Annotated in this window: 19 protein-coding genes; 13 read left to right on the forward strand and 6 right to left on the reverse strand. The window is 62.5% G+C overall.

Annotated features, from left to right (window positions below; translation table 11 throughout):
- The first annotated feature begins 32 nt into the window (after positions 1-32).
- From spoT to DA373_RS04835, 3 genes are all read left to right on the forward strand, one after another.
- Positions 33-2,141, forward strand: coding sequence for a bifunctional GTP diphosphokinase/guanosine-3',5'-bis pyrophosphate 3'-pyrophosphohydrolase (gene spoT, locus DA373_RS04825; protein WP_107851211.1), 2,109 nt, complete (start codon positions 33-35; stop codon positions 2,139-2,141).
- Between the two features lie 132 nt (positions 2,142-2,273).
- Positions 2,274-3,314 (forward strand): alpha/beta fold hydrolase, encoded by a 1,041-nt coding sequence (locus DA373_RS04830; protein WP_107851212.1) that lies wholly within the window; start codon positions 2,274-2,276, stop codon positions 3,312-3,314.
- Between the two features lie 15 nt (positions 3,315-3,329).
- The gene (locus DA373_RS04835; protein WP_107851213.1) at positions 3,330-4,124 is read left to right on the forward strand and encodes a Cof-type HAD-IIB family hydrolase; all 795 of its coding nucleotides are present in this window, start codon (positions 3,330-3,332) and stop codon (positions 4,122-4,124) included.
- Here DA373_RS04835 and DA373_RS04840 read toward each other — a convergent pair.
- Positions 4,097-4,573 (reverse strand): EVE domain-containing protein, encoded by a 477-nt coding sequence (locus tag DA373_RS04840; RefSeq protein WP_107851214.1) that lies wholly within the window; start codon positions 4,571-4,573, stop codon positions 4,097-4,099. The genes DA373_RS04835 and DA373_RS04840 overlap by 28 nt on opposite strands.
- A gap of 101 nt (positions 4,574-4,674) precedes the next feature.
- Here DA373_RS04840 and DA373_RS04845 point away from each other — a divergent pair, with 101 nt between their 5' ends.
- Genes DA373_RS04845 through murQ form a run of 3 tightly spaced genes read left to right on the forward strand, consistent with a single transcriptional unit; the run spans position 4,675 to position 6,876 of the window.
- Positions 4,675-4,863: a hypothetical protein gene (locus DA373_RS04845; protein WP_107851215.1), complete on the forward strand. Its 189-nt coding sequence runs from the start codon at positions 4,675-4,677 to the stop codon at positions 4,861-4,863.
- Positions 4,863-5,954 carry an anhydro-N-acetylmuramic acid kinase gene (locus DA373_RS04850; protein ID WP_107851216.1) on the forward strand — a complete coding sequence of 364 codons (1,092 nt, stop codon included), beginning with the start codon at positions 4,863-4,865 and terminating at the stop codon, positions 5,952-5,954. The genes DA373_RS04845 and DA373_RS04850 overlap by 1 nt, the downstream gene beginning before the upstream one ends.
- A gap of 10 nt (positions 5,955-5,964) precedes the next feature.
- A complete protein-coding gene (gene murQ, locus DA373_RS04855) occupies positions 5,965-6,876 on the forward strand; it encodes an N-acetylmuramic acid 6-phosphate etherase (protein WP_107851217.1) in 912 nt (303 codons plus the stop codon).
- Between the two features lie 9 nt (positions 6,877-6,885).
- Here the strand turns inward: murQ and DA373_RS04860 are convergent, their stop codons facing one another.
- Positions 6,886-7,212 (reverse strand): hypothetical protein, encoded by a 327-nt coding sequence (locus DA373_RS04860; RefSeq protein WP_107851218.1) that lies wholly within the window; start codon positions 7,210-7,212, stop codon positions 6,886-6,888.
- 142 nt (positions 7,213-7,354) lie between these two features.
- Between DA373_RS04860 and DA373_RS04865 the strand changes: the two genes are divergently transcribed.
- Complete coding sequence (locus DA373_RS04865) at positions 7,355-8,233, forward strand: aldo/keto reductase (RefSeq protein WP_107851219.1); 879 nt, start codon at positions 7,355-7,357, stop codon at positions 8,231-8,233.
- Between the two features lie 148 nt (positions 8,234-8,381).
- On the opposite strand, the gene DA373_RS04870 is transcribed toward DA373_RS04865, so the two are convergent.
- On the reverse strand, positions 8,382-9,554 hold the full coding sequence (locus tag DA373_RS04870; protein WP_107851220.1) for a BaiN/RdsA family NAD(P)/FAD-dependent oxidoreductase: 1,173 nt from the start codon (positions 9,552-9,554) through the stop codon (positions 8,382-8,384).
- Positions 9,555-9,651: 97 nt separating this feature from the next.
- Between DA373_RS04870 and DA373_RS04875 the strand changes: the two genes are divergently transcribed.
- From DA373_RS04875 to DA373_RS04885, 3 genes are all read left to right on the forward strand, one after another.
- Positions 9,652-10,836, forward strand: coding sequence for a methyltransferase (locus DA373_RS04875; protein WP_107851293.1), 1,185 nt, complete (start codon positions 9,652-9,654; stop codon positions 10,834-10,836).
- Positions 10,837-10,865: 29 nt separating this feature from the next.
- Positions 10,866-11,642 carry an ion transporter gene (locus tag DA373_RS04880; protein WP_107851221.1) on the forward strand — a complete coding sequence of 259 codons (777 nt, stop codon included), beginning with the start codon at positions 10,866-10,868 and terminating at the stop codon, positions 11,640-11,642.
- Between the two features lie 144 nt (positions 11,643-11,786).
- Positions 11,787-12,227 carry a universal stress protein gene (locus tag DA373_RS04885; RefSeq protein WP_107851222.1) on the forward strand — a complete coding sequence of 147 codons (441 nt, stop codon included), beginning with the start codon at positions 11,787-11,789 and terminating at the stop codon, positions 12,225-12,227.
- Between the two features lie 13 nt (positions 12,228-12,240).
- On the opposite strand, the gene DA373_RS04890 is transcribed toward DA373_RS04885, so the two are convergent.
- Positions 12,241-13,149, reverse strand: coding sequence for a LysR family transcriptional regulator (locus DA373_RS04890; protein ID WP_107851223.1), 909 nt, complete (start codon positions 13,147-13,149; stop codon positions 12,241-12,243).
- A 432-nt stretch (positions 13,150-13,581) separates the two neighbouring features.
- Between DA373_RS04890 and DA373_RS04895 the strand changes: the two genes are divergently transcribed.
- The 3 genes from DA373_RS04895 to DA373_RS04905 all read left to right on the forward strand — a co-directional run bounded on the left by DA373_RS04895 (position 13,582) and on the right by DA373_RS04905 (position 16,753).
- Positions 13,582-14,448 (forward strand): carboxylate/amino acid/amine transporter, encoded by an 867-nt coding sequence (locus tag DA373_RS04895; protein WP_107851224.1) that lies wholly within the window; start codon positions 13,582-13,584, stop codon positions 14,446-14,448.
- Between the two features lie 103 nt (positions 14,449-14,551).
- Entirely contained in the window at positions 14,552-15,526 is a 975-nt protein-coding gene (gene acuI, locus DA373_RS04900; protein ID WP_107851225.1) for an acrylyl-CoA reductase (NADPH), read from the forward strand.
- A 231-nt stretch (positions 15,527-15,757) separates the two neighbouring features.
- Entirely contained in the window at positions 15,758-16,753 is a 996-nt protein-coding gene (locus DA373_RS04905) for a CobW family GTP-binding protein (protein WP_107851226.1), read from the forward strand.
- 5 nt (positions 16,754-16,758) lie between these two features.
- Here the strand turns inward: DA373_RS04905 and DA373_RS04910 are convergent, their stop codons facing one another.
- Complete coding sequence (locus DA373_RS04910) at positions 16,759-17,517, reverse strand: class I SAM-dependent methyltransferase (protein ID WP_107851227.1); 759 nt, start codon at positions 17,515-17,517, stop codon at positions 16,759-16,761.
- Positions 17,486-19,888, reverse strand: coding sequence for a sensor domain-containing protein (locus DA373_RS04915; RefSeq protein ID WP_107851228.1), 2,403 nt, complete (start codon positions 19,886-19,888; stop codon positions 17,486-17,488). Before DA373_RS04915 ends, DA373_RS04910 begins: the two co-directional genes overlap by 32 nt.
- Positions 19,889-19,995 lie beyond the last annotated feature (107 nt).

Raw genomic sequence — 19,995 nt, forward strand, 5'->3', positions numbered from 1 at the left:
GTGTTAACGGCATTGATTGTCGGGGTATTCTCTTGTATCTGTTTGAACCGCTGAAAGAAATCGCCGTCACCTATCTGCCGCCCGAGCAGATGGAACAACTCAAAGCCGCCTATATCGTCGCCCGCGATGCCCATCAGGGACAAACCCGCTCCAGTGGCGAGCCCTATATTACCCATCCGGTGGCCGTGGCCCGCATTCTGTGTGAGATGCACCTGGATCAGGAAACCCTGATGGCGGCGTTGCTGCACGACACCATTGAAGACACACCGGTCACCCGGGAAATGCTGGAAGCGCAGTTTGGCAGCGCCGTGGCCGAGCTGGTGGAAGGGGTTTCCAAGCTCGACAAGCTCAAGTTCCGCAACCGCAAGGAAGCCCAGACCGAGAACTTCCGCAAAATGGTGCTGGCCATGACCCAGGATATTCGGGTCATTCTGATCAAGCTGGCCGACCGCACCCACAACATGCGCACGCTGGGGGCCTTGCGTCCGGACAAGCGCCGCCGCATCGCCCGGGAAACCCTGGAAATCTACGCCCCCATCGCCAACCGCCTGGGCATTCACAGCATCAAGAACGAGCTGGAAGAGCTGGGCCTGGAGGCCCTCTACCCCATGCGCACCCGGGTGCTGCGGGAGTCGGTGCGCCGGGCCCGGGGCAACCGGCGCGAGATCATCGAGTCGATTCTGGCCGAGATCCAGGGCCGGCTCGACGACGCCAACATAGAGGCTCAGGTCAAGGGCCGGGAGAAGAACCTGTTCTCCATCTACAACAAGATGGTGAAAAAGGAACTGCAGTTCCACGAGGTGATGGACATCTACGCCTTTCGCGTGATCGTAAAAGACATAGACACCTGCTACCGGGTGCTGGGGCAGATGCACACCCTGTTCAAGCCGCGCCCGGGCCGGTTCAAGGACTATATCGCCATTCCCAAGACCAACGGCTACCAGTCGCTGCATACCTCTCTGGTAGGGCCGCACGGGGTGCCGGTGGAAGTGCAGATCCGTACCGAATACATGGATCAGATGGCCGACAAGGGCGTGGCCGCCCACTGGGCCTACAAGCAGGACAGCGAAGCGTCTGGCACCACCGCTCAGGTGCGGGCCCAGCGCTGGATGCAAAGCCTGCTGGAGCTGCAGCAAAGCGCCGGCTCGTCCTTTGAGTTTATCGAAGGGGTCAAGACCGATCTGTTCCCCGACGAAATCTATGTGTTCACCCCCGAGGGCCGCATTCTGGAGCTGCCCAGCGGCGCCACCGCCGTCGATTTTGCCTATGCCGTGCATACCGACATCGGCCACGCCTGCGTGGGCGCCCGGGTGGATCGCCAGCCCTACCCGCTCAGCCAGCCGCTGCACTCGGGCCAGACCATAGAGATCATTACCGCGCCCAGCGCCCGGCCCAATGCCGCCTGGCTCAACTTTGTGGTTACCTCAAGGGCCCGCACCAAGATCCGTCAGTTCCTCAAGAACCTGCGCACCGAAGAGTCGGTGCTGCTGGGCAAACGCCTGCTCAACCACGCACTTGGGGCCAAAAACCTGGAAGATATTCCGGTGGAGCGGGTCGAGCAGGTGCTGAAAGACACCAAACACGGCTCCATTCACAACCTGCTGGCCGACATTGGCCTGGGCAACGCCATGAGCGTGGTGGTGGCCCGCCGGCTGCTGGACGACGCCCCGGTTGAACGCCAGAAAGCGGTGAAGAAAATGCCCATTCGCGGCGCCGACGACATGCTGCTCAACTTTGCCAACTGCTGCCGGCCCATTCCCGGCGATCCCATCATCGCCCATATCAGTCCGGGCCGGGGGCTGGTGGTGCACCTGGAGTCGTGCAAGAACATTCGCGGCTACAACCGGGAGCCCGACAAGTATCTGGCGGTGCAGTGGGACATGGAGCAGGATTTCGATTACGAGTTCAAGACCGAAATCGGCATCGAGATCATCAACCATCAGGGTGCCCTGGCGGAGCTGGCCAATGTGATCGCCGCCACCGGCGCCAATATTCACAGCATTGCCACCGAAGAAAAGGATGGCCGGGTGTATGTGGTGGACCTGCTGATCACCACCAAGAGCCGGATTCATCTGGCCAATATCATGCGCAAGATCCGGGTTACTCCCAATGTGCTCAAGGTGTACCGCCAGCGGAAGTAATCGCTGGTGAGGGGTGAGGGGTAAGGAGTGAGGGGCGGGAATCGCCTGACCCCTTTTCTCCTCACTCCTCACGGCCCGCCTTTCAGGCTACACTGGGGCTATGCCGTCACTCATAACCGACCGGAGCCCATCATGCTCGCCCGTCTGTTGCTGCTCGGGATCTGCCTTGTCATGAACACCGCCGTTGCCCAGACGCCGCGTCTGACCACCGAAGCCGAGCTGGCCGGGCTGGGCCTCGACGGCCTGCAGCAATACTGGCAAACCCACGCCACCGAAGGCCGTTTTACCGGCCACAATGACCTTGCCCTGCCCTGGGCCGCCCTGCGCAAACCCGGCCACGGCAGCACCCTGGTGCTCGTTAACGGCCGCACCGAGTCCTACCTCAAATATCAGGAGCTGGCACGGGATCTGTTTGAAAACGGCTACAACGTCTATCTCTACGACCACCGTGGCCAGGGGCTGGCGCCCCGGCTGACCGGCAATCCGCTGATGGGCCACGTGGCCGAGTTCGACGACTATGTGCAGGATCTGGAGCAGTTCATGCAACAGGTGGTGCTGCCCGCCGGTGAGCAACCGGTGTATCTGCTGGCCCACTCCATGGGGGGTACCATTTCGGCGCTGTGGCTGAGCAAAACCAAAGTGCAGGTGCAGGCGGCGGCGCTGTCATCGCCCATGATGAGCATCTATCTGGGGCCCCTGCCCCGCTGGCTGGCCGATGGCCTGGTCACCGTACTGGGCACCGGCTGCCGCTGGCTGGGCCGCGAAGCCTGTTATGCCCCCGGCCAGGGCGGCTATGAGGAAACCCCCTTTGCCGACAACGAGCTGACCCACAGCGAGCTGCGCTACCGGCTGTTTCGCCAGCTGTACCGGGAGCGTCCGGAGCTGCAGCTGGGCGGGGTCAGTCTGCAATGGCTGGGTGAGAGCCTGGCCGCCGGTGACCGGGCCATTGCCCGCGCCCGCCAGATCACCACGCCGCTGCTGGTGCTGCAGTCGGGCCAGGATGTGGTGGTGAGCAACGAGGCCCAGAACGCCTTCTGCCAGGCCCTGCGCCACTGCGCCGGTGGTGGTCCCAAGCGCATCAAGGGCGCCGCCCACGAGCTCTTTATCGAGCAGGACAAATACCGCAACCGCGCACTGAAGGCAGTGCTGGCCTTTTTTGAACAACACCCCTGACCCACGGAACAACCCATGTATGACGTGATCGTCTCCGATCTGGACGGCACCCTGCTGAACAGCCAGCACCGTATTTCCGGCTACACCCGCGAGGTGCTGCATGAACTGACCCGCCGCGGCGTGGAGTTTATTGTGGCCACCGGCCGCCACCACGTGGACGTGCGCGCCATTCGCGAGCAGCTGGGGCTGAACGTGAGCCTGATCACCAGCAACGGCGCCCGCATTCACGACCGTAATGATCGCCTGCTGCACAACCGTGCCATTCCGCCGCAGATGGTGGAAGACCTGCTGTTTCGCTTTCGCCTGCCGGGGGTGCACCTCAACCTCTATCAGGGGGATCACTGGCTGGTGGAAGAGCCCCTGCCCACCCTGCTCGACTTCTGCCCCGACAGCCCCTTTCGCTACCGGGTGACCGATCTGAAACGGCTGCCCGCCGAGGGCGTGGACAAGGTGTTTTACGCCGGAGACCACGAGCAACTGGTGAAGGTGGAAGACATGCTGCTGGCCCACTTCGGCGACCGGCTCAACATCACCTTCTCACTACCCATCTGCCTGGAAGTGATGCACGGCGAGGTTAACAAGGGATCGGCCATGGCCACACTGGCCGAACGCAGAAACACCCCGCTGGAGCGGGTGATCGCCTTTGGTGACGGCATGAACGACTATGAAATGCTGAACCGGGCCGGCAACGGCGTGGTCATGGCCAACGCCCACACCCGGTTGCAGAACGCCCTGCCCCACCATGAGCGCACCCACAGCGCCGACGAAGACGGCGTGGCCCGCTATCTGGCCCGGGTATTTGAGCTGTAATCCTGCACCATTTCCAGAATGGCTCGCCGTTCGGTCTCGGTGACCGGCATCACCGACAGCCGGTTGCCCTTTTTCACCAGCGGCATGTTGGCCAGGATCGGGTTGGCCTTGAGCGCAGCCAAAGGCAGCAGCGGCAGCTTGCGCTCAAAGGTGAGCTCCACTGCGTACCAGCGGGGCCTGGCGGGGTCGGATTTCGGATCGAAATAGGGGCTGTCCGGGTCAAAGGCAAAGGGGTCGGGAAAGCCGGCGCGCACCACCCGCGCCAGCCCGGCAATGCCCACCTTGCTGCAGCTGGAATGATAGATAAACACCTCGTCTCCTTCCCTGACCTCATCCCGCAGAAAGTTGCGGGCCTGATAGTTGCGCACTCCTTCCCACAGGGTGTTGGCGCGGGCCAGATCGTCGATGGAAAAGGTGTCGGGCTCGGTTTTGAACAGCCAGCAGGCCATGGTGGTTCCTCTTTATTTTGTTGCGCCGCCCGCTGGCGGCCGGCGTTGCCCTGTGGCAACCTTGAAGAATCGCATACTGACCCGACCCGGAGAAATTCGCAATGCGTAACCCCCTGTGGCTGCTGCCGGCCCTGTTGCTGGCTGCCTGCGGCGGCACCCCGCCACCGCCGGCACCGCCAAAGCCCGAGCCAACCATTCAGCCTGAGCCGTCCCCCGCACCCCAGCCTTATGAGAACGAGGTGATCAGCGTGCCGGTCAGCCCGCTGCAGGAGCTGCCGGCGGAGTGGTGATGGAGCACTATATCGGCATCATGTCCGGCACCAGCCTGGACGGCATCGACGCCGTGCTGGTGGTTACCGACGGCCAATCCATTGAGCTCAAGGGCTGCGCCAATGCGCCCATTGATGCGCCCCTGCGCGAGCGGCTGCTGGCCCTCGCCGGCGGCGGTGCCGTTACCGCCAGGGAATGGGGCGAGCTGGACGCAGCACTGGGCCAGGCCTATGCCGATATTACCCGGCAACTGCTGGCCGATACCGGCCTGAACGCGACCGAGGTGCGTGCCATCGGCTGTCACGGCCAGACGGTGTGGCACCAGCCCGACGCCAAACTGCCGTTTTCGCTGCAGCTCGGCGACGGCAACCGCATTGCCGCCCTGACCGGCATCCCCACGGTCACCGATTTTCGCCGCAAGGACATGGCCCTGGGCGGCCAGGGCGCGCCCCTGGTGCCTGCCTTTCACCAGCGGGTGCTGGCCCACCCTGAACGGCTGCGCATCGTGGTCAATATCGGCGGCATCGCCAATATTACCGTGCTGGCCCCGGAGCGGCCGGTGCTGGGCTATGACGTAGGGCCGGGCAACATGCTGATGGATGCCTGGTGCCGGCGCCATACCGGTGCGCCTTATGACAGGAACGCTGCCCTCGCCCGCCAGGGGCAGGTCTTGCCCGGACTGCTGGCACACCTGATGGCCGAACCCTGGCTGGCGCTGCCGCCACCCAAGAGCACCGGTCGGGAGCTGTTTAACGACGTCTGGCTCGATGCACGCCTTGCGGGCGACGACGCCGTGGCCGATGTGCAGGCGACGTTAACCGAATTTACCGCCGCCGCCATTGCCCAGCAGGCGCAAGCCTGGCCCACTGGCGAGCTGCTGGTGTGCGGCGGCGGCGGCCATAATCCCCTGCTGATGGAACGCCTGGCCGCTCTGCTGCCCGGCTGGCGGGCCGCCACCACCACGGAAGCCGGGGTCGATATGGACGCCATGGAAGCCATGGCCTTTGCCTGGCTGGCGCACCAGACCCTGCACCGGCTGCCCGGCAGCCTGCCCGAGGCCACCGGTGCCCGGCGTCCGGCCGTACTCGGCGCCCTTCATTTTCCCGACTGACGAGACACCCATGAACAACCCGCTGATCCAGGATCTGGCCAGACTGGCCTCTGAAAGCCGCAACCCGGACACCCTCGATATCGACACCCTGAGTGCGCTGGACATGGTCACGCTGATCAACCGGCAGGACAAGGGCGTACCCGAGGCGGTGGAAAAGGTGCTGCCCGCCATTGCCGCCGCCGTGGACATGATAGAAACCGCCCTGCGCGCAGGAGGCCGGCTGATCTACACCGGCGCCGGCACCAGCGGCCGGCTGGGGGTGCTGGATGCCTCTGAATGCCCGCCCACCTTCAGCGTGTCCCACGGCCTGGTGCTGGGGCTGATCGCCGGCGGCGAGGCGGCCATGTTCCGGGCGCAGGAAGGGGCGGAAGACAACAAGCAGCAGGGCGAGCAGGATCTGCGCGATATCGGCCTGACGAACAAGGACGTGGTGGTGGGCATTGCCGCCTCCGGCCGCACTCCCTATGTAATCGGCGGCCTGCGTTACGCACGGGAACTGGGGGCCGGCACGGTGGCGCTGGCCTGCAATGCCGGCTCGGCCATCGGCCGGGAGGCGGATATTGCCATTGAGCCCGAAGTGGGCCCCGAGGTCATCACCGGCTCCACCCGGCTCAAGGCGGGCACCGCCCAGAAGCTGGTGCTCAATATGCTCAGCACCGCCGCCATGGTCCGCCTCGGCAAGGTGTACCAGAACCTGATGGTGGATTTGCACGCCAGCAATCAAAAGCTGGAGGCCCGGGCCATTCGCATTGTGATGCAGGCCACCGGCGAGAATGAAAGCACCGCCGCTCAGGCGCTGGCGGCGGCGGATAATGAAGTGAAGCTGGCGATCCTGATGCTGCTGACCGGCTTAAGCAAAACCGAGGCCCGCAACCGGCTGGCTCAGGGCCAGGGCGTGCTGCGCCGGGCCCTGCCGGAATAAGTCTTCGTTTCAGCGCTCGTGTTCGTCCTCTTCCCGGGCCAGGCGCGCGCGCAGTTTTTCTTCCCGCTTGCGGTACCAGTGGGCCTTGAACGCCGTCCACCAGTCGGCAGACAGCTCGCCACCATAGGCTTCCAGCAGGGCGATCACCCGATCCAGAGTGAGCTGGGCGGCATCGTAATCAATATCCAGCCAGTGCTTGCGCACCACCACCTTGGCCACCCCGGGCTCGGCATCGAACACCTCCGCCAGCTTTTCAATCTGCAGCTGGTTCATGTGATCCAGCCGAAGATGACGCCGCACCAGGGTTCTGTCATCGGCTTTTGAATCTGCACTCATGAAGCGGCTCCTTCTGCCCGAAAAAAGAAAGACAGTCCGAGTTAAGAGCAAAGCGGGCCCAAAGGCAAGCCGTCAGGTTGCAAAGCCGCTCGGGCTGTTTCACCATATTGTGGAAACCGTTTTCAAAAATTGAGAGGCAAGCATGGACACTACCGTTACCCTCAAGGCCACCGCCGGCCTGCCCGCCGTTGAACTGCCGGCCATTGGCCAGGGCACCTGGTATATGGGTGAAGGTCTCACCCCCCGACAAGCGGAAGTAAAAGCCCTGCAACAGGGGCTGGATCTCGGCCTGACTTTGATCGATACCGCCGAAATGTACGCCGACGGTGGCGCCGAGGAAGTGGTGGGCGAGGCGCTGAAAGGACGCCGTGACCAGGCCTTTCTGGTGTCCAAGGTCTATCCCTGGAACGCCGGCCGCCGCAGCGCCATTGCCGCCTGTGAAGCCAGCCTTCGGCGCCTGGGCACGGATCACCTCGACCTCTACCTGCTGCACTGGCCCGGCAGCATTCCCCTGGACGAAACCCTGGAAGCCTTTGAAAAGCTGCAGGCGGACGGCAAGATCAAGCGCTTTGGCGTGTCCAACTGCGATCTCGGCGAGATGCAGGAGCTGGCGTATACCGACGGCGGCGATCAGTGCGCGGTGAACCAGGTGCTCTATCACCTGGGCTCCCGGGGCATTGAATATTCTCTGCTGCCCTGGCAGCGGGAGCGGGGCATGCCCACCATGGCCTATTGCCCCCTGGCCCAGGGTGGCCGGTTGCGCCGGGAGCTGTTTGGCCACCCCGAACTGCAGGCCATTGCCGGCGATCTGGGCGTGACCGTGGCCCAGCTGCTGCTGGCCTGGGCCATTCGCCCGGTGAACGGCCAGCGCGACGTGATCGCCATTCCCAAGGCGGTGCAGCCCGAGCATGTGCAGCAAAACGCCGGCGCCCTCACTCTTGCCCTCAGCGACGAGGTGCTGGCCCGCCTCGACGCCGCCTTTCCGGCGCCCACGCGCAAGACCCCGCTGGATATTGTGTAACTTCAGTCAGTATAAGGGCGGTCAAAGAAACCCGTTCCCCCGTACCCTCTGCGCCAGGGACGGCGCAGCGGAGCCCCCATATAGGGGTTTACGGCGTGTCGGGAGAGCGGGTTATTTGACCGACTTGCACCGAACTAACAGACGAAACTTACACCACCTGACCGGCGACCCAGCCGGAGCTCCAGGCCCACTGAAAGTTGTAGCCCCCCAGCCAGCCGGTCACATCCATCACCTCGCCGATAAAGTACAGGTTGGGCACCTTTTTCGCTTCCATGGTCTTTGAAGAAAGCTCGTCGGTGTCCACGCCGCCCAGGGTGACTTCGGCGGTGCGGTAGCCCTCGGTGCCGCCGGGTTGCAGCGGCCAGGCAGCCAGCCGCTGTTCAATGGCGGCCAGCTCCTTGTGGGTATATTGCTTGAGCGGCTTGCTGGTGAGCTCCTCACGGACCAGCAGGACGTCCACCAGCCGTTTGGGCAGATGCCGCGCCAGCCAGGTTTTCAGCTCCTGATTGGGGCTCTCCGCCACCGCCTGCACCAGGCTGCCGGCCGGCAGCAACTCAAAGTGCACCCGTTCGCCGGGCCGCCAGTAGGACGAAATCTGCAGCACCGCCGGGCCGGATACGCCCCTGTGGGTAAACAGCAGATTTTCGGCAAAGCGGGTGCCGTCTTCGCTTTCCGCCACCACCGGCAGGCTGACGCCGGCCAGGGCCTCAAGGGTCTGCTTGTCGTCCGGCTGCAGGGTAAAGGGCACCAGGCCGGCCCGGGTGGGCAGCACCTTGAGACCAAACTGCTCCGCCAGCCGGTAACCAAAGGGCGAGGCGCCTATCTTGGGCATGGACAGGCCACCGGTGGCCACCACCAGCGACTGGCAGCTGTACTGCTCGCCGGCGGTGGCCACCTCAAAGCCCTCACCGAGGCGCTCCACGTTCAGCACTTCGGACCGCAGTCGTATGGTCACGCCGGCGTCATCACACTCTTTTACCAGCAGATCGACGATATTCTGCGCCGAATCATCGCAGAACAGCTGCCCCAGCGTCTTTTCGTGGTAAGCAATGCCGTGCTTGTCGACCAGGGCGATAAAGTCCCACTGGGTGTAGCGGGCCAGCGCCGACTTCACAAAATGAGGATTGGCGCACAGGTAGGCGCCGGGCTCCACATGGTAATTGGTGAAGTTGCAGCGGCCGCCTCCCGACATCAGTATCTTGCGACCGATGCGCTTGCCGTGATCCAGCACCAGCACACGGCGACCCCGTTTGCCGGCCTCGGCGGCACACATCAGACCGGCGGCGCCGGCGCCGATCACTATTACATCCCAGGCCTGCATGGCATTTCCTCGAACAAAGCAAAAAAGAAGGGCATTCTACTCGCCGGGCCCCCGTCCGGCTATGCCGGCTCCCGTGGCTGTGAGTATAATTGCCCCCATGAGCGAACTCGCCGATCAGTTTCATTTCCTGAGCCCTCTGCTGGCACGCCATTGCGGCGACTGGCAGCGGCTGCCCTTTGCCTGCCGTGCACTGCCCTGGCCCGATCTGGCGCCGGTGCTTGACGCCCTTTCCGAAGACGAACTCGACACCCTGGAGGAAAACCCGGCCGACGCCCTGGCCCTGCTGGCGCCCTGGCGCTCCGATGTGGTGGCGGTGCACGACTGGCACCCCGGCGAGCTGAAGCGGGCCGCCGACTATGCCACACCACGCTGGAGCAGCGGCATTCCCGGCCGAAAATGGGCGCAGATCAGGGATTTTGCCGCCAATATTTATGGCAATCACCCCATTCTGGAATGGTGCGCCGGCAAGGGCCATCTGGGCCGGTTGCTGGCGCTGCAACAACAACAAGCCGTCACCAGCCTGGAGTGGAACGCGGATCTGTGCCGGCAGGGAGAAAACCTTGCCGAGCGGCTGCAGATTGACCATCGCTTTCACTGCGCCGACGCCCTGACTCCCGAGGCCGCACGGCTGTTTGCGCCGGCGCAACTGGCGGTGGCGCTGCACGCCTGCGGCGAACTGCACCTGCGCTTTCTGCGCCACGGTGCCGCGGCGGGCACACAGGCGCTGGCACTATCGCCCTGCTGCTATCACCTGATCCCCGGCGAGTATTACACGCCGCTGTCGGCGGCAGGGCGACAAGCCGATCTGCGCTTGAGCCGTCATGATCTGCGCCTGCCGCTGCAGCAACAGGTCACCGGCGGCGAACGGGTTCGCCGCCTGCGCCACACCGAGCTGACCTGGCGGCTGGCCTTTGACGAGCTGCAACGAGCGCTGACCGGTAAGGATGCCTATCTTCCCCTGCCCACCTTTCCCAAGCAGTTACTGAACGGTGACTTTGCCGGGTTCGCCCATTGGGCCTGCGAACGCAAGGGGCTGCCCATGCCCGCACAGCTCAACGGCAGCCACTGGCTTGCCCTGGCCGATGCCCGCCGTCTGCTGATCAAGCGCATCGAGCTGGTGCGCCATCTTTACCGTTATCCGCTTGAGCTGTGGCTGCTGCTGGATCGGGCCCTGTTTCTGGAAGAACAAAGCTACCGGGTGACCCTGGGCACCTTTACCGATATGGCTAACACGCCCCGTCGCTTTTTACTGCAGGCCCACAAGAACCCGCCCACGCGCTGAACCGACGTCAACCAAGGACAGGAGACCGCATGAAATCCCCCGTACGTTTTGTTCCCCCCAGTGCCTTTGAGCTGCTGATGATGGTGCTGTCCATCGTCTCGCTGGCGGCCGTGGTGCTGCACCAGTTCGGCCCTTTTAACGCCGCCGAAAAGGAGCTGCTGCTCTACCTGGACACCGGCATCTGTGTCATTCTGCTCAGCCACTTTTTTTATGGGCTGGCCAGGGCCCCCAGCAAGAAGCGCTTTCTCAGGGTGCACTGGATTGACTTTATTGCCTCCATTCCGGCCATTGATGTGCTGCGTTATGGCCGTATTTTCCAGGTGCTGCGGGTGCTGCGCATGCTGCGGGTAGCCAATCAGGTGATTCGCCACCTGCTGAAGCACAGCGGCAGCACCATGATGGCCTCCATGCTGCTGATCCTGGTGGTGGTGATCAGCGGCAGCGCCATCGCCATTCTGATGACCGAAGCCGGCCACCCCGACTCCAATATCGAAACCGCCGAAGATGCCATCTGGTGGGCCCTGGTCACCATCTCCACTGTGGGCTATGGCGATCACTACCCGGTAACCACCGCCGGCCGCATTATCTCTTCGGTGGTGATCTTTGCCGGCGTCACCCTGTTTGCCGGTGTGTCGGGGCTGGTGGCCTCGGCGGTGCTCAGCCCCAAAACCGAAGAGCAACAGGAGGCGGTGGAAAACGAAGAGCAGGAAGTTAACCAGCAACTGGGCGCCCTGCGGGCAGAGATAGCGTCGCTGCGGGAAGAGATTCATACGCTCAGGGAGGTGCTCGGCCAACATCATCCCTGAGTCCGTAACAAGTCACTATAGACTTTATGGTACTTGTGCCGGGCCGGCTGTCTGGCCTATGCTGGCGAAGTTGCAAAAACTTTCGTGCAGCTCACGGTTTGTTTACTAACGGATTGATAGGGTTGATAAAAAAGGAGATTTACCATGACAGAGCCGTATCAGTACAAACACATTCTGGCGGCGGTCGACATGACCGAGAAAAACCGCAAGGTGATCGCCAAGGCGGTGGACCGGGCCCGCGCCAACAACGCCAAGCTGTCGGTGATTCATGTGGATGTGGATCTCAAGGACCTCTACACCGAGATGATCGACATCGATATCGACAACATTCAGGATCAGGTGGTGGCCGACGCCAAGCAGCGTCTGGAAGACTATCTGGCCGAGATCGACTATCCCATCGAGAAAAAACTGGTGATCTGCGGCGATCTTACGCTCAAGGTAAATGAAGCGGTGGAGCAGCACGGCGTTGATCTGCTGATCTGCGGTCATGAACAGAGCTTCTGGAGCCTGCTCACCTCTTCTGCCCGCCAGCTGATGAATACCGTGCCCTGCGATCTGCTGGTGGTGCCCCTGCCCAAGAGCTGAACCCTGCGGGCGGCTACTGACCGCCCGCCTCCTGCAGCAACTCCCTGAACCACATCAGCGCCGGATCAAATTCGGTCAGCGGATGCTGGGCCAGTACATAGGTACTGTGTAAGGGTTCGCTCAGCCTGTGTGCCTGCAGCGGATAGTAATAACACAAATCCCGGCCAATCAGCTCCGGCACCACTGCCAGATACCGGCCGGTGGCCAGCAGCCGGGGCAGGGCTTCAAAGCTGGGCACCCAGACGCCAATATGCCGTGCCAGCCCCTTTTCACGCAGCCAGCCATCCACCAGCGTCTGATTGTGACCCCAGTTGGAGGTGGATACATGACTCCACGCCACCAGTTGCGCCGGCTCAAGCACCCCGGGCAGCTCACTGCCGGTTGCCGACAGGCACACCATGGGGTTGTGAAACCAGATATCGGTGAGCAACCGCTCCGACAGATGATCGGCCCCGGCAAAGCTCACCACCAGATCCAGCTCGGCCCGGGCCAGGGCGTCTTCATAATCGGAGTTGACCAGCTCGCTCACCGCCAGCCGGCAGCCCGGCGCCCTTTGATAGAGCAGCTCCACCAGTTGCGGCACCACGCCGTGCTCAATGGACGAGGGCACCGCCAGCCGAAAGGTCCGTTGTGAGCGACCCGGCTCAAACCCCGCCGACTGGCGCACTCCCTGCTCCAGCAGAGCCAGGGCCTGGCGCACCGGCGTGGCCAGCGCCTGGGCTCGGTGAGTGGGCCGCATTTCCTTGCGGGTCATGACAAACAGCGGATCGTCCAGGGCCTGACGCAGCCTTCCGAGGGCATGGCTGACCGTGGACTGGGACAGATTGAGCTGTTCCGCCGCCCGGGTGACGTTGCGGCACTGCATCAGTACATCGAATACCCGCAGCAGGTTCAGATCCAGCCGCTGAAACAGATTATCCATCGATATTAACCATACCTTTATGACGACAATTCATTTTTACCATAAGCGCTTTGTTCATAGAATGCCGGCCATCAAGTTTAACGTCGGCGTGGTGATGAAACGTCTCTAGACGGTTCGGTCAAACACGGTTTCGGGCATGGTGGCATCATGGGGGGTACTGCCTGTCTCGGGTCGCACAAGCGGCACGAAAAAACGAACGGGTTACGATCGGGCAATCCTGTTTACCACGCTGACAACCTTTTCGGGCATGTTCCGACTAAATATGCCCTGCAGTTTCTGCGTGTGGTGTTGAACCACTTTTGTTTGGGGACGTCATTCTCTCCTTTATGACAAACCTGCATTGGTCCCGGGCCGGCGCATTGCGCCGGCTTTTTTTATGCCCGGGTTTACGCCATCATGGCCATCTCCTTTACCAATGCACATGATTTACCCATGCCTTATCTGGTTTTTGTCACCCTGTTATGGGCTTTTTCCTTCAGCCTTATCGGCGTTTACCTGGCCGGTGCCGTGGACAGCTACTTTTCGGTGCTGACCCGCATCACCCTGGCTGCCCTGTTGTTTGCCCCTTTTTTGCGCTGGCGTCAGCCGCCCCGGCTGGCCGCCGGGCTCATGGCCTGTGGCGCCCTGCAAATGGGGGTGATGTATCTGTTTTATTACCAGTCATTTCTGCTGCTGACGGTGCCGGAAGTGCTGATCTTCACTGTGCTCACCCCTGTGTATGTCACCCTGGTGTATGATCTGCTGCACAAACGTTTTCGCCCCGGCTATCTGTTTACCGCCCTTCTGGCAGTACTGGGCGCTCTGGTGATCCGTTTTGACGGCCTGACCAATGATTACCTGCTCGGCTTTGCGGTGGTGCAGGGCGCCAACCTCTGTTTCGCCCTGGGCCAGGTGGGCTACAAGGTGTTGCTGGAGCGCTATCCGTCGGCCGGACCCCAGCACAACCGCTTTGGCTATTTCTATCTGGGCGCGCTGCTGGTAGTCACCCCGGCCTGGCTGGTGCTGGGCGGCGACAAGTATCCGGCCACCTCCCTGCAATGGGGTATTCTGTTGTGGCTGGGGCTGGGCGCCTCGGGCCTGGGATACTTCCTGTGGAACAAGGGCGCCACCCTGGTGAACGCCGGAGCCCTGGCGATCATGAACAACGCCCTGGTGCCTGCCGGCCTGCTGGTGAACCTGCTGATCTGGAACCGGGACGCCGACCTTCCCCGGCTGGCGCTGGGCGGGGGCATTATTCTGGCATCGCTGTGGCTCAACGAGGCCTGGATCAAGGTTTCAAAACCCGCGCTGGCCAAGTAGCGTGCCCGGTCACAAAATCTACATTTGTCCTGCACCGCACCATGGCTTTTGGCCACAGTCTCCATACACTGACAGACATAATAAAACGTGCGAGGAGAGCGATATGTTCAAGGCCATCTTACTGGAAGAATCCGGCAAACAGACTCATGCCAGTCTGCAACGCCTCAAGGAAAATCAGCTCACCACCGGCGATGTGCAGGTGAAGGTGGATTACTCCACCCTTAACTACAAGGATGCCCTGGCCATTACCGGCAAGGGAAAAATCGTGCGTAACTGGCCCATGGTGCCCGGCATCGATTTCGCCGGCACCGTGCTGTCGTCAGACCATCCCGACTACGACATAGGTGATGAAGTGCTGCTTACCGGCTGGGGCGTGGGTGAGCAGACCTGGGGCGGCCTGGCGGAAAAGGCCAGCGTCAAGGGCGACTGGCTGATCCCCCTGCCGGCGGAAATGACCGCCAAGCGCGCCATGGCCATTGGCACTGCCGGCTTTACCGCCATGCTGGGGCTGATGGCGCTGGAGCAGGCCGGCGTCAAGCCGGGCCAGGGTCCGATTCTGGTCACCGGCGCCACCGGCGGCGTGGGCTCCATCGCAGTGCGGTTGCTGGCCAAGGCCGGTTACGAGGTGCATGCCTCCACCGGCCGCCCCGAGCACGCCGACTGGCTGAAAAGCCTGGGTGCCCACGAAATCATCGATCGCATTCAGCTCGATCAGGAGCCGGCCGCGCTGGAATCCCAGCACTGGGCCGGCGCCATCGACGCCGTGGGCGGCCGTACCCTGGCGCGCATTCTCAGCCAAACCCGCATGTATGGCGCCGTGGCTGCCTGCGGACTGACCGGCGGCGTGGCCCTGAACACCACCGTCATGCCCTTTATTCTGCGGGGGGTACAGCTGATCGGCATCAACTCGGTGCATATTCCCAGAGAGAAACGCATCCAGGCCTGGCAGCGCTTGCATGAAAGCCTGCCGGTGCACTATGAAGACGAGGTGAAAGAGCTGACCCTGGAGCAGGTCATTGACGCGGCTCACGACATGGTCGCCGGCAAGCCGGTGGGCCGGGTGGTGATTCAGCCCTGAGTTTCGTCGGCCAACTGTGATAGCAAAGAGCCCGCGAGGGCTCTTTTTTTATCCCGAAGGCACCCTATTGCCGCTACGCGCCAATTTGCAGGCGGGCCGCCTGCGCTCCACTCACTCCATGCTCCCTTCTGGAGCGCGGGCAGCTTGCCCGCATCAGCGCCGCCAGGCGCTCATACCCAAACCGGCCAGAAAGTGTTATAAAGTAACAAATCTGTTTGCTTTCGATCCCTTATGAACACCGCCATTCCCACTCACCTCGTCATGGGTTTTCTCGGCACCGGCAAGACCACCCTGCTGCGCCACCTGCTGGCCCACAAGCCGGAACACGAACGCTGGGCCATTCTGGTCAACGAGTTTGGCGAGGTGGGCATAGACGGCGCCCTGCTGACCGATCAGGGGGCGCTTATCAAGGAGATTCCCGGCGGCTGCCTGTGCTGCGTGGCCGGGCTGCCGTTTCAGATTGGCCTGAACGCCCTGTTGCACAAGGCACAACCCGACCGCCTGCTGATCGAGCCCACCGGGCTGGGCCACCCCAGCCGGGTGATGGACATTCTCACCAATGAGCATTACCGCAATGTGTTGCATCTGGGCGCCGCCTTTTGCCTGATCGATCCGCGCCAGTGGAGCGATGCCCGTTACCGGGAGCATGAAACCTATCAGGATCAGCTGGCTCTGGCCGACGTGGTGGTGGCCAACAAGAGCGATCTGTGCAGCGAGGATGAACTGGACCGGCTGCGCCGGGACATCGCCCGGGGCCCTGAGCCAAAGCAGGCACTGGTGGAAACGGAGCAGGGCCGGCTGGATCTGCACTGGCTGCAGCAACCGCACGATCCGAATCGCCGCGCCGCCTACCCGCAGGCCCATGCCGGCAAGGCAGAGCGCCCCATGGTGGCGGCGCCCGAGCCCAAACTCAGCCGCAGCCGGCCCTGGCGGCGCTACAGCAACCAGGGCGACGATCATTTCTCCCTGGGCTGGCGCTTTCTTGACGAGGTGGTGTTCGATCTCGACGCCGTACGTGGCTTTTGCGAGGCGCAAAAGGTGGCCCGGCTCAAGGCGGTGCTCCGCACGCAGGATGGCTGGTGGGCCTTTAACCAGACCGACCGGCTCAGCGTATACCGGCTGGCGCCGCAAAAGGAGAGCCGAATAGAGCTGATTGACGCCAGCCCGCTGACGGAGGCCCCCCTGCATGAGCAACTGATGAAAACGGTGAAATCGCTGCCGGCATAACGTGGTCAGAGTGCCTGTTTTACATACAGATCATAGCGGTTGTTTTTGCTGGCGATCTGCGCCGAGGGCCTGGCGTCATTGAGAAAGCCGGCGTAGTCGGGCCGCTTCACCACTACCCGGGCCCGGGCCAGGGCCAGGGCCGGTGTCAGCAGGGCATCGGCGTCTTCGTCCGCGCCCACCAGAGAGTGAAACACCCGCATTTCCTTTTTGACCAGGGCCGCCTTTTTCTTGTGGGGAAACATGGGATCCAGGTAGACCACGTCCGGCTGTTGCCCGATATCGCTCAGGCTGTGACCAAAAGGCAACAACTGCAGCCGTTCGCGCACCCAGGCGCCGATCTCCGGGTCGGCGGCGGCCCGGCGCAGGCCGTCTTCCAGCAGAGCATGCACCACAGGGTGACGCTCGCACAGCGTGACTGTGCAACCCAGCGAAGCCAGCACAAAGGCATCCCGGCCCAGACCGGCGGTGCCGTCCACCACGGAAGGGTTATGGCCGTGCTTGAGCCCCACCGCCTTGGCGATGGTCTGGCCCCGGCCGCCACCAAACTTGCGCCGGTGCGCCGCCGCCCCCTCCACAAAGTCCACATAAACCGCGCCCAGCCTGGGCTCATCCAGCTTGCGCAGCTCCAGCCGGCCTTCGGTGAACATCAGGGCAAAGGGCGCAGCGGCGGTGACGTCGCGCAGGCGGGTTCGCAGGGTGTCGGCCTCGGCGGCCAGGGTGGGGTCCTGCAGCTCAATCTGCAGCGGGTACAGTGTGTCCGGCATAGGATTCCAGAAAACTCAACAATTCACGAAAGGGCATGGGCCTGGCGATCAGGTAGCCCTGCAGAAAATGGCAGGGCTGGGTGGAAAGGTAGGCCGCCTGAGCCCGGGTTTCCATGCCTTCGATCACCACTTTCATGCCAAGATCGCCGATAATGCGCAAAATACCTTCCAGCAGCAAGCCATCTTTTTGATTGCCGGGCAGGTGGTCAATAAAACTCTTGTCGATTTTAACCAGATCGATGGGAAAGGCGCGCAGGTAGTTGAGGGCCGAAAAGCCGGTGCCGAAGTCGTCGATGGCAATACGGCACCCCGCCCGGCGCAGGGCATGAATGCGCTCCAGATGATGCTCATTGCCCTGCATAAACAACGACTCGGTAATCTCGAAAATAATCTGCCGGGGCGAAAGTCCGTGCCGCTGAATGATCGACAGCCATTCAGCTCCGTCCAGCCCCAGGCTCTGAAACTCCAGGCTGGAGCGGTTGACGGCCATATGCAGCCGGTAGCCCGCCTGCTGCAGCCGGCTCAGATCGGCGCAAGCCTGCTTCAGCACCCAGCTCCCCAGAGACTGCACCATGCCCCCCTCTTCCGCCACCGGAACGAACTCCGCGGGAGAAATAACGCCCAGCTCCGGGTGCGGCCAGCGCACCAGGGCTTCCAGCTTGGTCACACCTCCGCTGGCGGTATCGATAATGGGCTGGTAGTGCACCCGCAAACCGCCCTGCCGAATGGCCTCGGCCAGATCGTGCTGCAACCGAATACGCCGGCTCTGGGCCCGGTTCAGCCGGTCGTCATACATGGCCAGATCCTTCTTGCCCTGCTTGGCGCCAAACAGCGCCTGCTCCGCATGCTGCAACAGACTTTCGGCGTCCTTCTCATTGATACCGGGCCAGAGTGCGCCGCCCAGGGTGGCGTCCACATACAACTGCTGCTCGGCCAGGTGCAAGGGCCGGGTCAGGGCACTCAGCACATGGCGGCCAAAAGTGCGTGCCTGCCGATGGTGCACCACGCCTGGCACCAGCAGGGCGAACTCGTCACTGCCGATGCGGGCCAGGTAATCGCCACTGCGCAGCCGCCCGCGCAGCCGCGCCGCCACCTCCTGAAGCACCCGATCCCCCACCCTGTGGTTCATGGCGTTGTTGAACAGGCGAAAATTGTTGATGTCGAGGATCATCAGCGCAAAGGGCTCGCTCAGCCGGCAATAACGGGCCAGCCGCAGCTGGAAGCTGGTCCGGTTGGCCAGGCCGGTGAGACTGTCCTTTTCTTCCGGTGGTGCGCCCTGCTCAAGAGGGTCGGAGTGCCCCATTTCGCTGAATACGGCCACATAGCGCATGGCTCCACCCGGTTCAGACAGAACGCTGATGCGCAGCCGTTCCGGATAAACCTGGCCATTGCTGCGTCGGTTCCATATTTCTCCCTGCCAACGCCCCTGCTCGTTCAGGGACTGATGCATCTGCCGGTAAAACTCCCGGCTGTGCAACCCCGAGCGCAGCAGTGACGGATATTGTCCCCGCACCTGATCTGCTCGGTAGCCGGTGATCCGCTCAAATGCCGGACTGACCTGCTCAACACGGCCATGGCGGTCACAAATCATCACCCCTTCCGGCTGCTCAGGTGCCGGAATAAAGCGCAGATTCAGCCCCCGAGGGCTGGAGGCCCGGGACCGCAAACTGACCAGTGTGCCCATCAAACACAAGGGAGCATTCTGTTTGTCCCGTACCAGCGTCAGTTGTGACTCTCCCAGCAACAACTGACCATCAGGATGCAGATAATGCTTTTCCATCACCGCAATGCCCAGCTCCGGCTCGTTTGCCAGCCGGCGGTACAGACGACGGGTCTCCGGCCAGTCTTCGCCCAGACTGAACTCACGCAAAGAGCGCCCCTTCATGCTGGCTTTGTCGTGTCCTATCACCTCCTGCACCGCCCGGTTGGTCCACTCCACCACACCATCGGGGGTGGCGCGCACCAGCGGCAGCGGAAAATACTCAAACAGGGGCAACAGCGACACCGCCTGCCGTGCCCGATCGGAATCGGTAAACACGGACGCAAAGAACCCCAGCCAGGCGCCTTTGGAGAAACGGATATGACGCTGCCGCCAGAACAGCAATAAAGCGTGATCGGGATACAGGGTGGACAAGGACAAAAACTGGCCTGAGCCCATGCCCTGAGCATGGCAAAGAGGAAAAGCCAGCCGCTGAACGGAACGATCCGACGGCACACAAAGGGAGCCATCGGGTACGGGCATACCCGCCGCCAGCAGCGGCTGCCAGTGCTCACCCTGCCGGCGGCACAGCAGCACGCCATCGGCCAGACGCTGCTCTACCAGCTGGTTCAGACACCAGAGGCTGAACCAGGACGATACCCCGTGTTCCATGATTAAGTCTCATTTAAAAGCACATGCGGTATTTTGCCCGCATGCGACATTCGGCTCCACTCTGAAAGATGGATCAAAAAAGGTGGCCATGGCCACCTTTTATTTGA

Source organism: Oceanimonas marisflavi (assembly GCF_003049725.1).
Classification (GTDB): domain Bacteria; phylum Pseudomonadota; class Gammaproteobacteria; order Enterobacterales; family Aeromonadaceae; genus Oceanimonas; species Oceanimonas marisflavi.

Coding starts and splice junctions, on each gene's coding strand:
- DA373_RS04830 (WP_107851212.1), top strand. CDS start 2,274: ATGCTCGCCCGTCTGTTGCTGCTCGGGATCTGCCTTGTCATGAACACC.
- DA373_RS04835 (WP_107851213.1), top strand. CDS start 3,330: ATGTATGACGTGATCGTCTCCGATCTGGACGGCACCCTGCTGAACAGC.
- DA373_RS04840 (WP_107851214.1), bottom strand. CDS start 4,573: ATGGCCTGCTGGCTGTTCAAAACCGAGCCCGACACCTTTTCCATCGAC.
- DA373_RS04845 (WP_107851215.1), top strand. CDS start 4,675: ATGCGTAACCCCCTGTGGCTGCTGCCGGCCCTGTTGCTGGCTGCCTGC.
- DA373_RS04850 (WP_107851216.1), top strand. CDS start 4,863: ATGGAGCACTATATCGGCATCATGTCCGGCACCAGCCTGGACGGCATC.
- murQ (WP_107851217.1), top strand. CDS start 5,965: ATGAACAACCCGCTGATCCAGGATCTGGCCAGACTGGCCTCTGAAAGC.
- DA373_RS04860 (WP_107851218.1), bottom strand. CDS start 7,212: ATGAGTGCAGATTCAAAAGCCGATGACAGAACCCTGGTGCGGCGTCAT.
- DA373_RS04865 (WP_107851219.1), top strand. CDS start 7,355: ATGGACACTACCGTTACCCTCAAGGCCACCGCCGGCCTGCCCGCCGTT.
- DA373_RS04870 (WP_107851220.1), bottom strand. CDS start 9,554: ATGCAGGCCTGGGATGTAATAGTGATCGGCGCCGGCGCCGCCGGTCTG.
- DA373_RS04875 (WP_107851293.1), top strand. CDS start 9,652: ATGAGCGAACTCGCCGATCAGTTTCATTTCCTGAGCCCTCTGCTGGCA.
- DA373_RS04880 (WP_107851221.1), top strand. CDS start 10,866: ATGAAATCCCCCGTACGTTTTGTTCCCCCCAGTGCCTTTGAGCTGCTG.
- DA373_RS04885 (WP_107851222.1), top strand. CDS start 11,787: ATGACAGAGCCGTATCAGTACAAACACATTCTGGCGGCGGTCGACATG.
- DA373_RS04890 (WP_107851223.1), bottom strand. CDS start 13,149: ATGGATAATCTGTTTCAGCGGCTGGATCTGAACCTGCTGCGGGTATTC.
- DA373_RS04895 (WP_107851224.1), top strand. CDS start 13,582: ATGCCTTATCTGGTTTTTGTCACCCTGTTATGGGCTTTTTCCTTCAGC.
- acuI (WP_107851225.1), top strand. CDS start 14,552: ATGTTCAAGGCCATCTTACTGGAAGAATCCGGCAAACAGACTCATGCC.
- DA373_RS04905 (WP_107851226.1), top strand. CDS start 15,758: ATGAACACCGCCATTCCCACTCACCTCGTCATGGGTTTTCTCGGCACC.
- DA373_RS04910 (WP_107851227.1), bottom strand. CDS start 17,517: ATGCCGGACACACTGTACCCGCTGCAGATTGAGCTGCAGGACCCCACC.
- DA373_RS04915 (WP_107851228.1), bottom strand. CDS start 19,888: ATGGAACACGGGGTATCGTCCTGGTTCAGCCTCTGGTGTCTGAACCAG.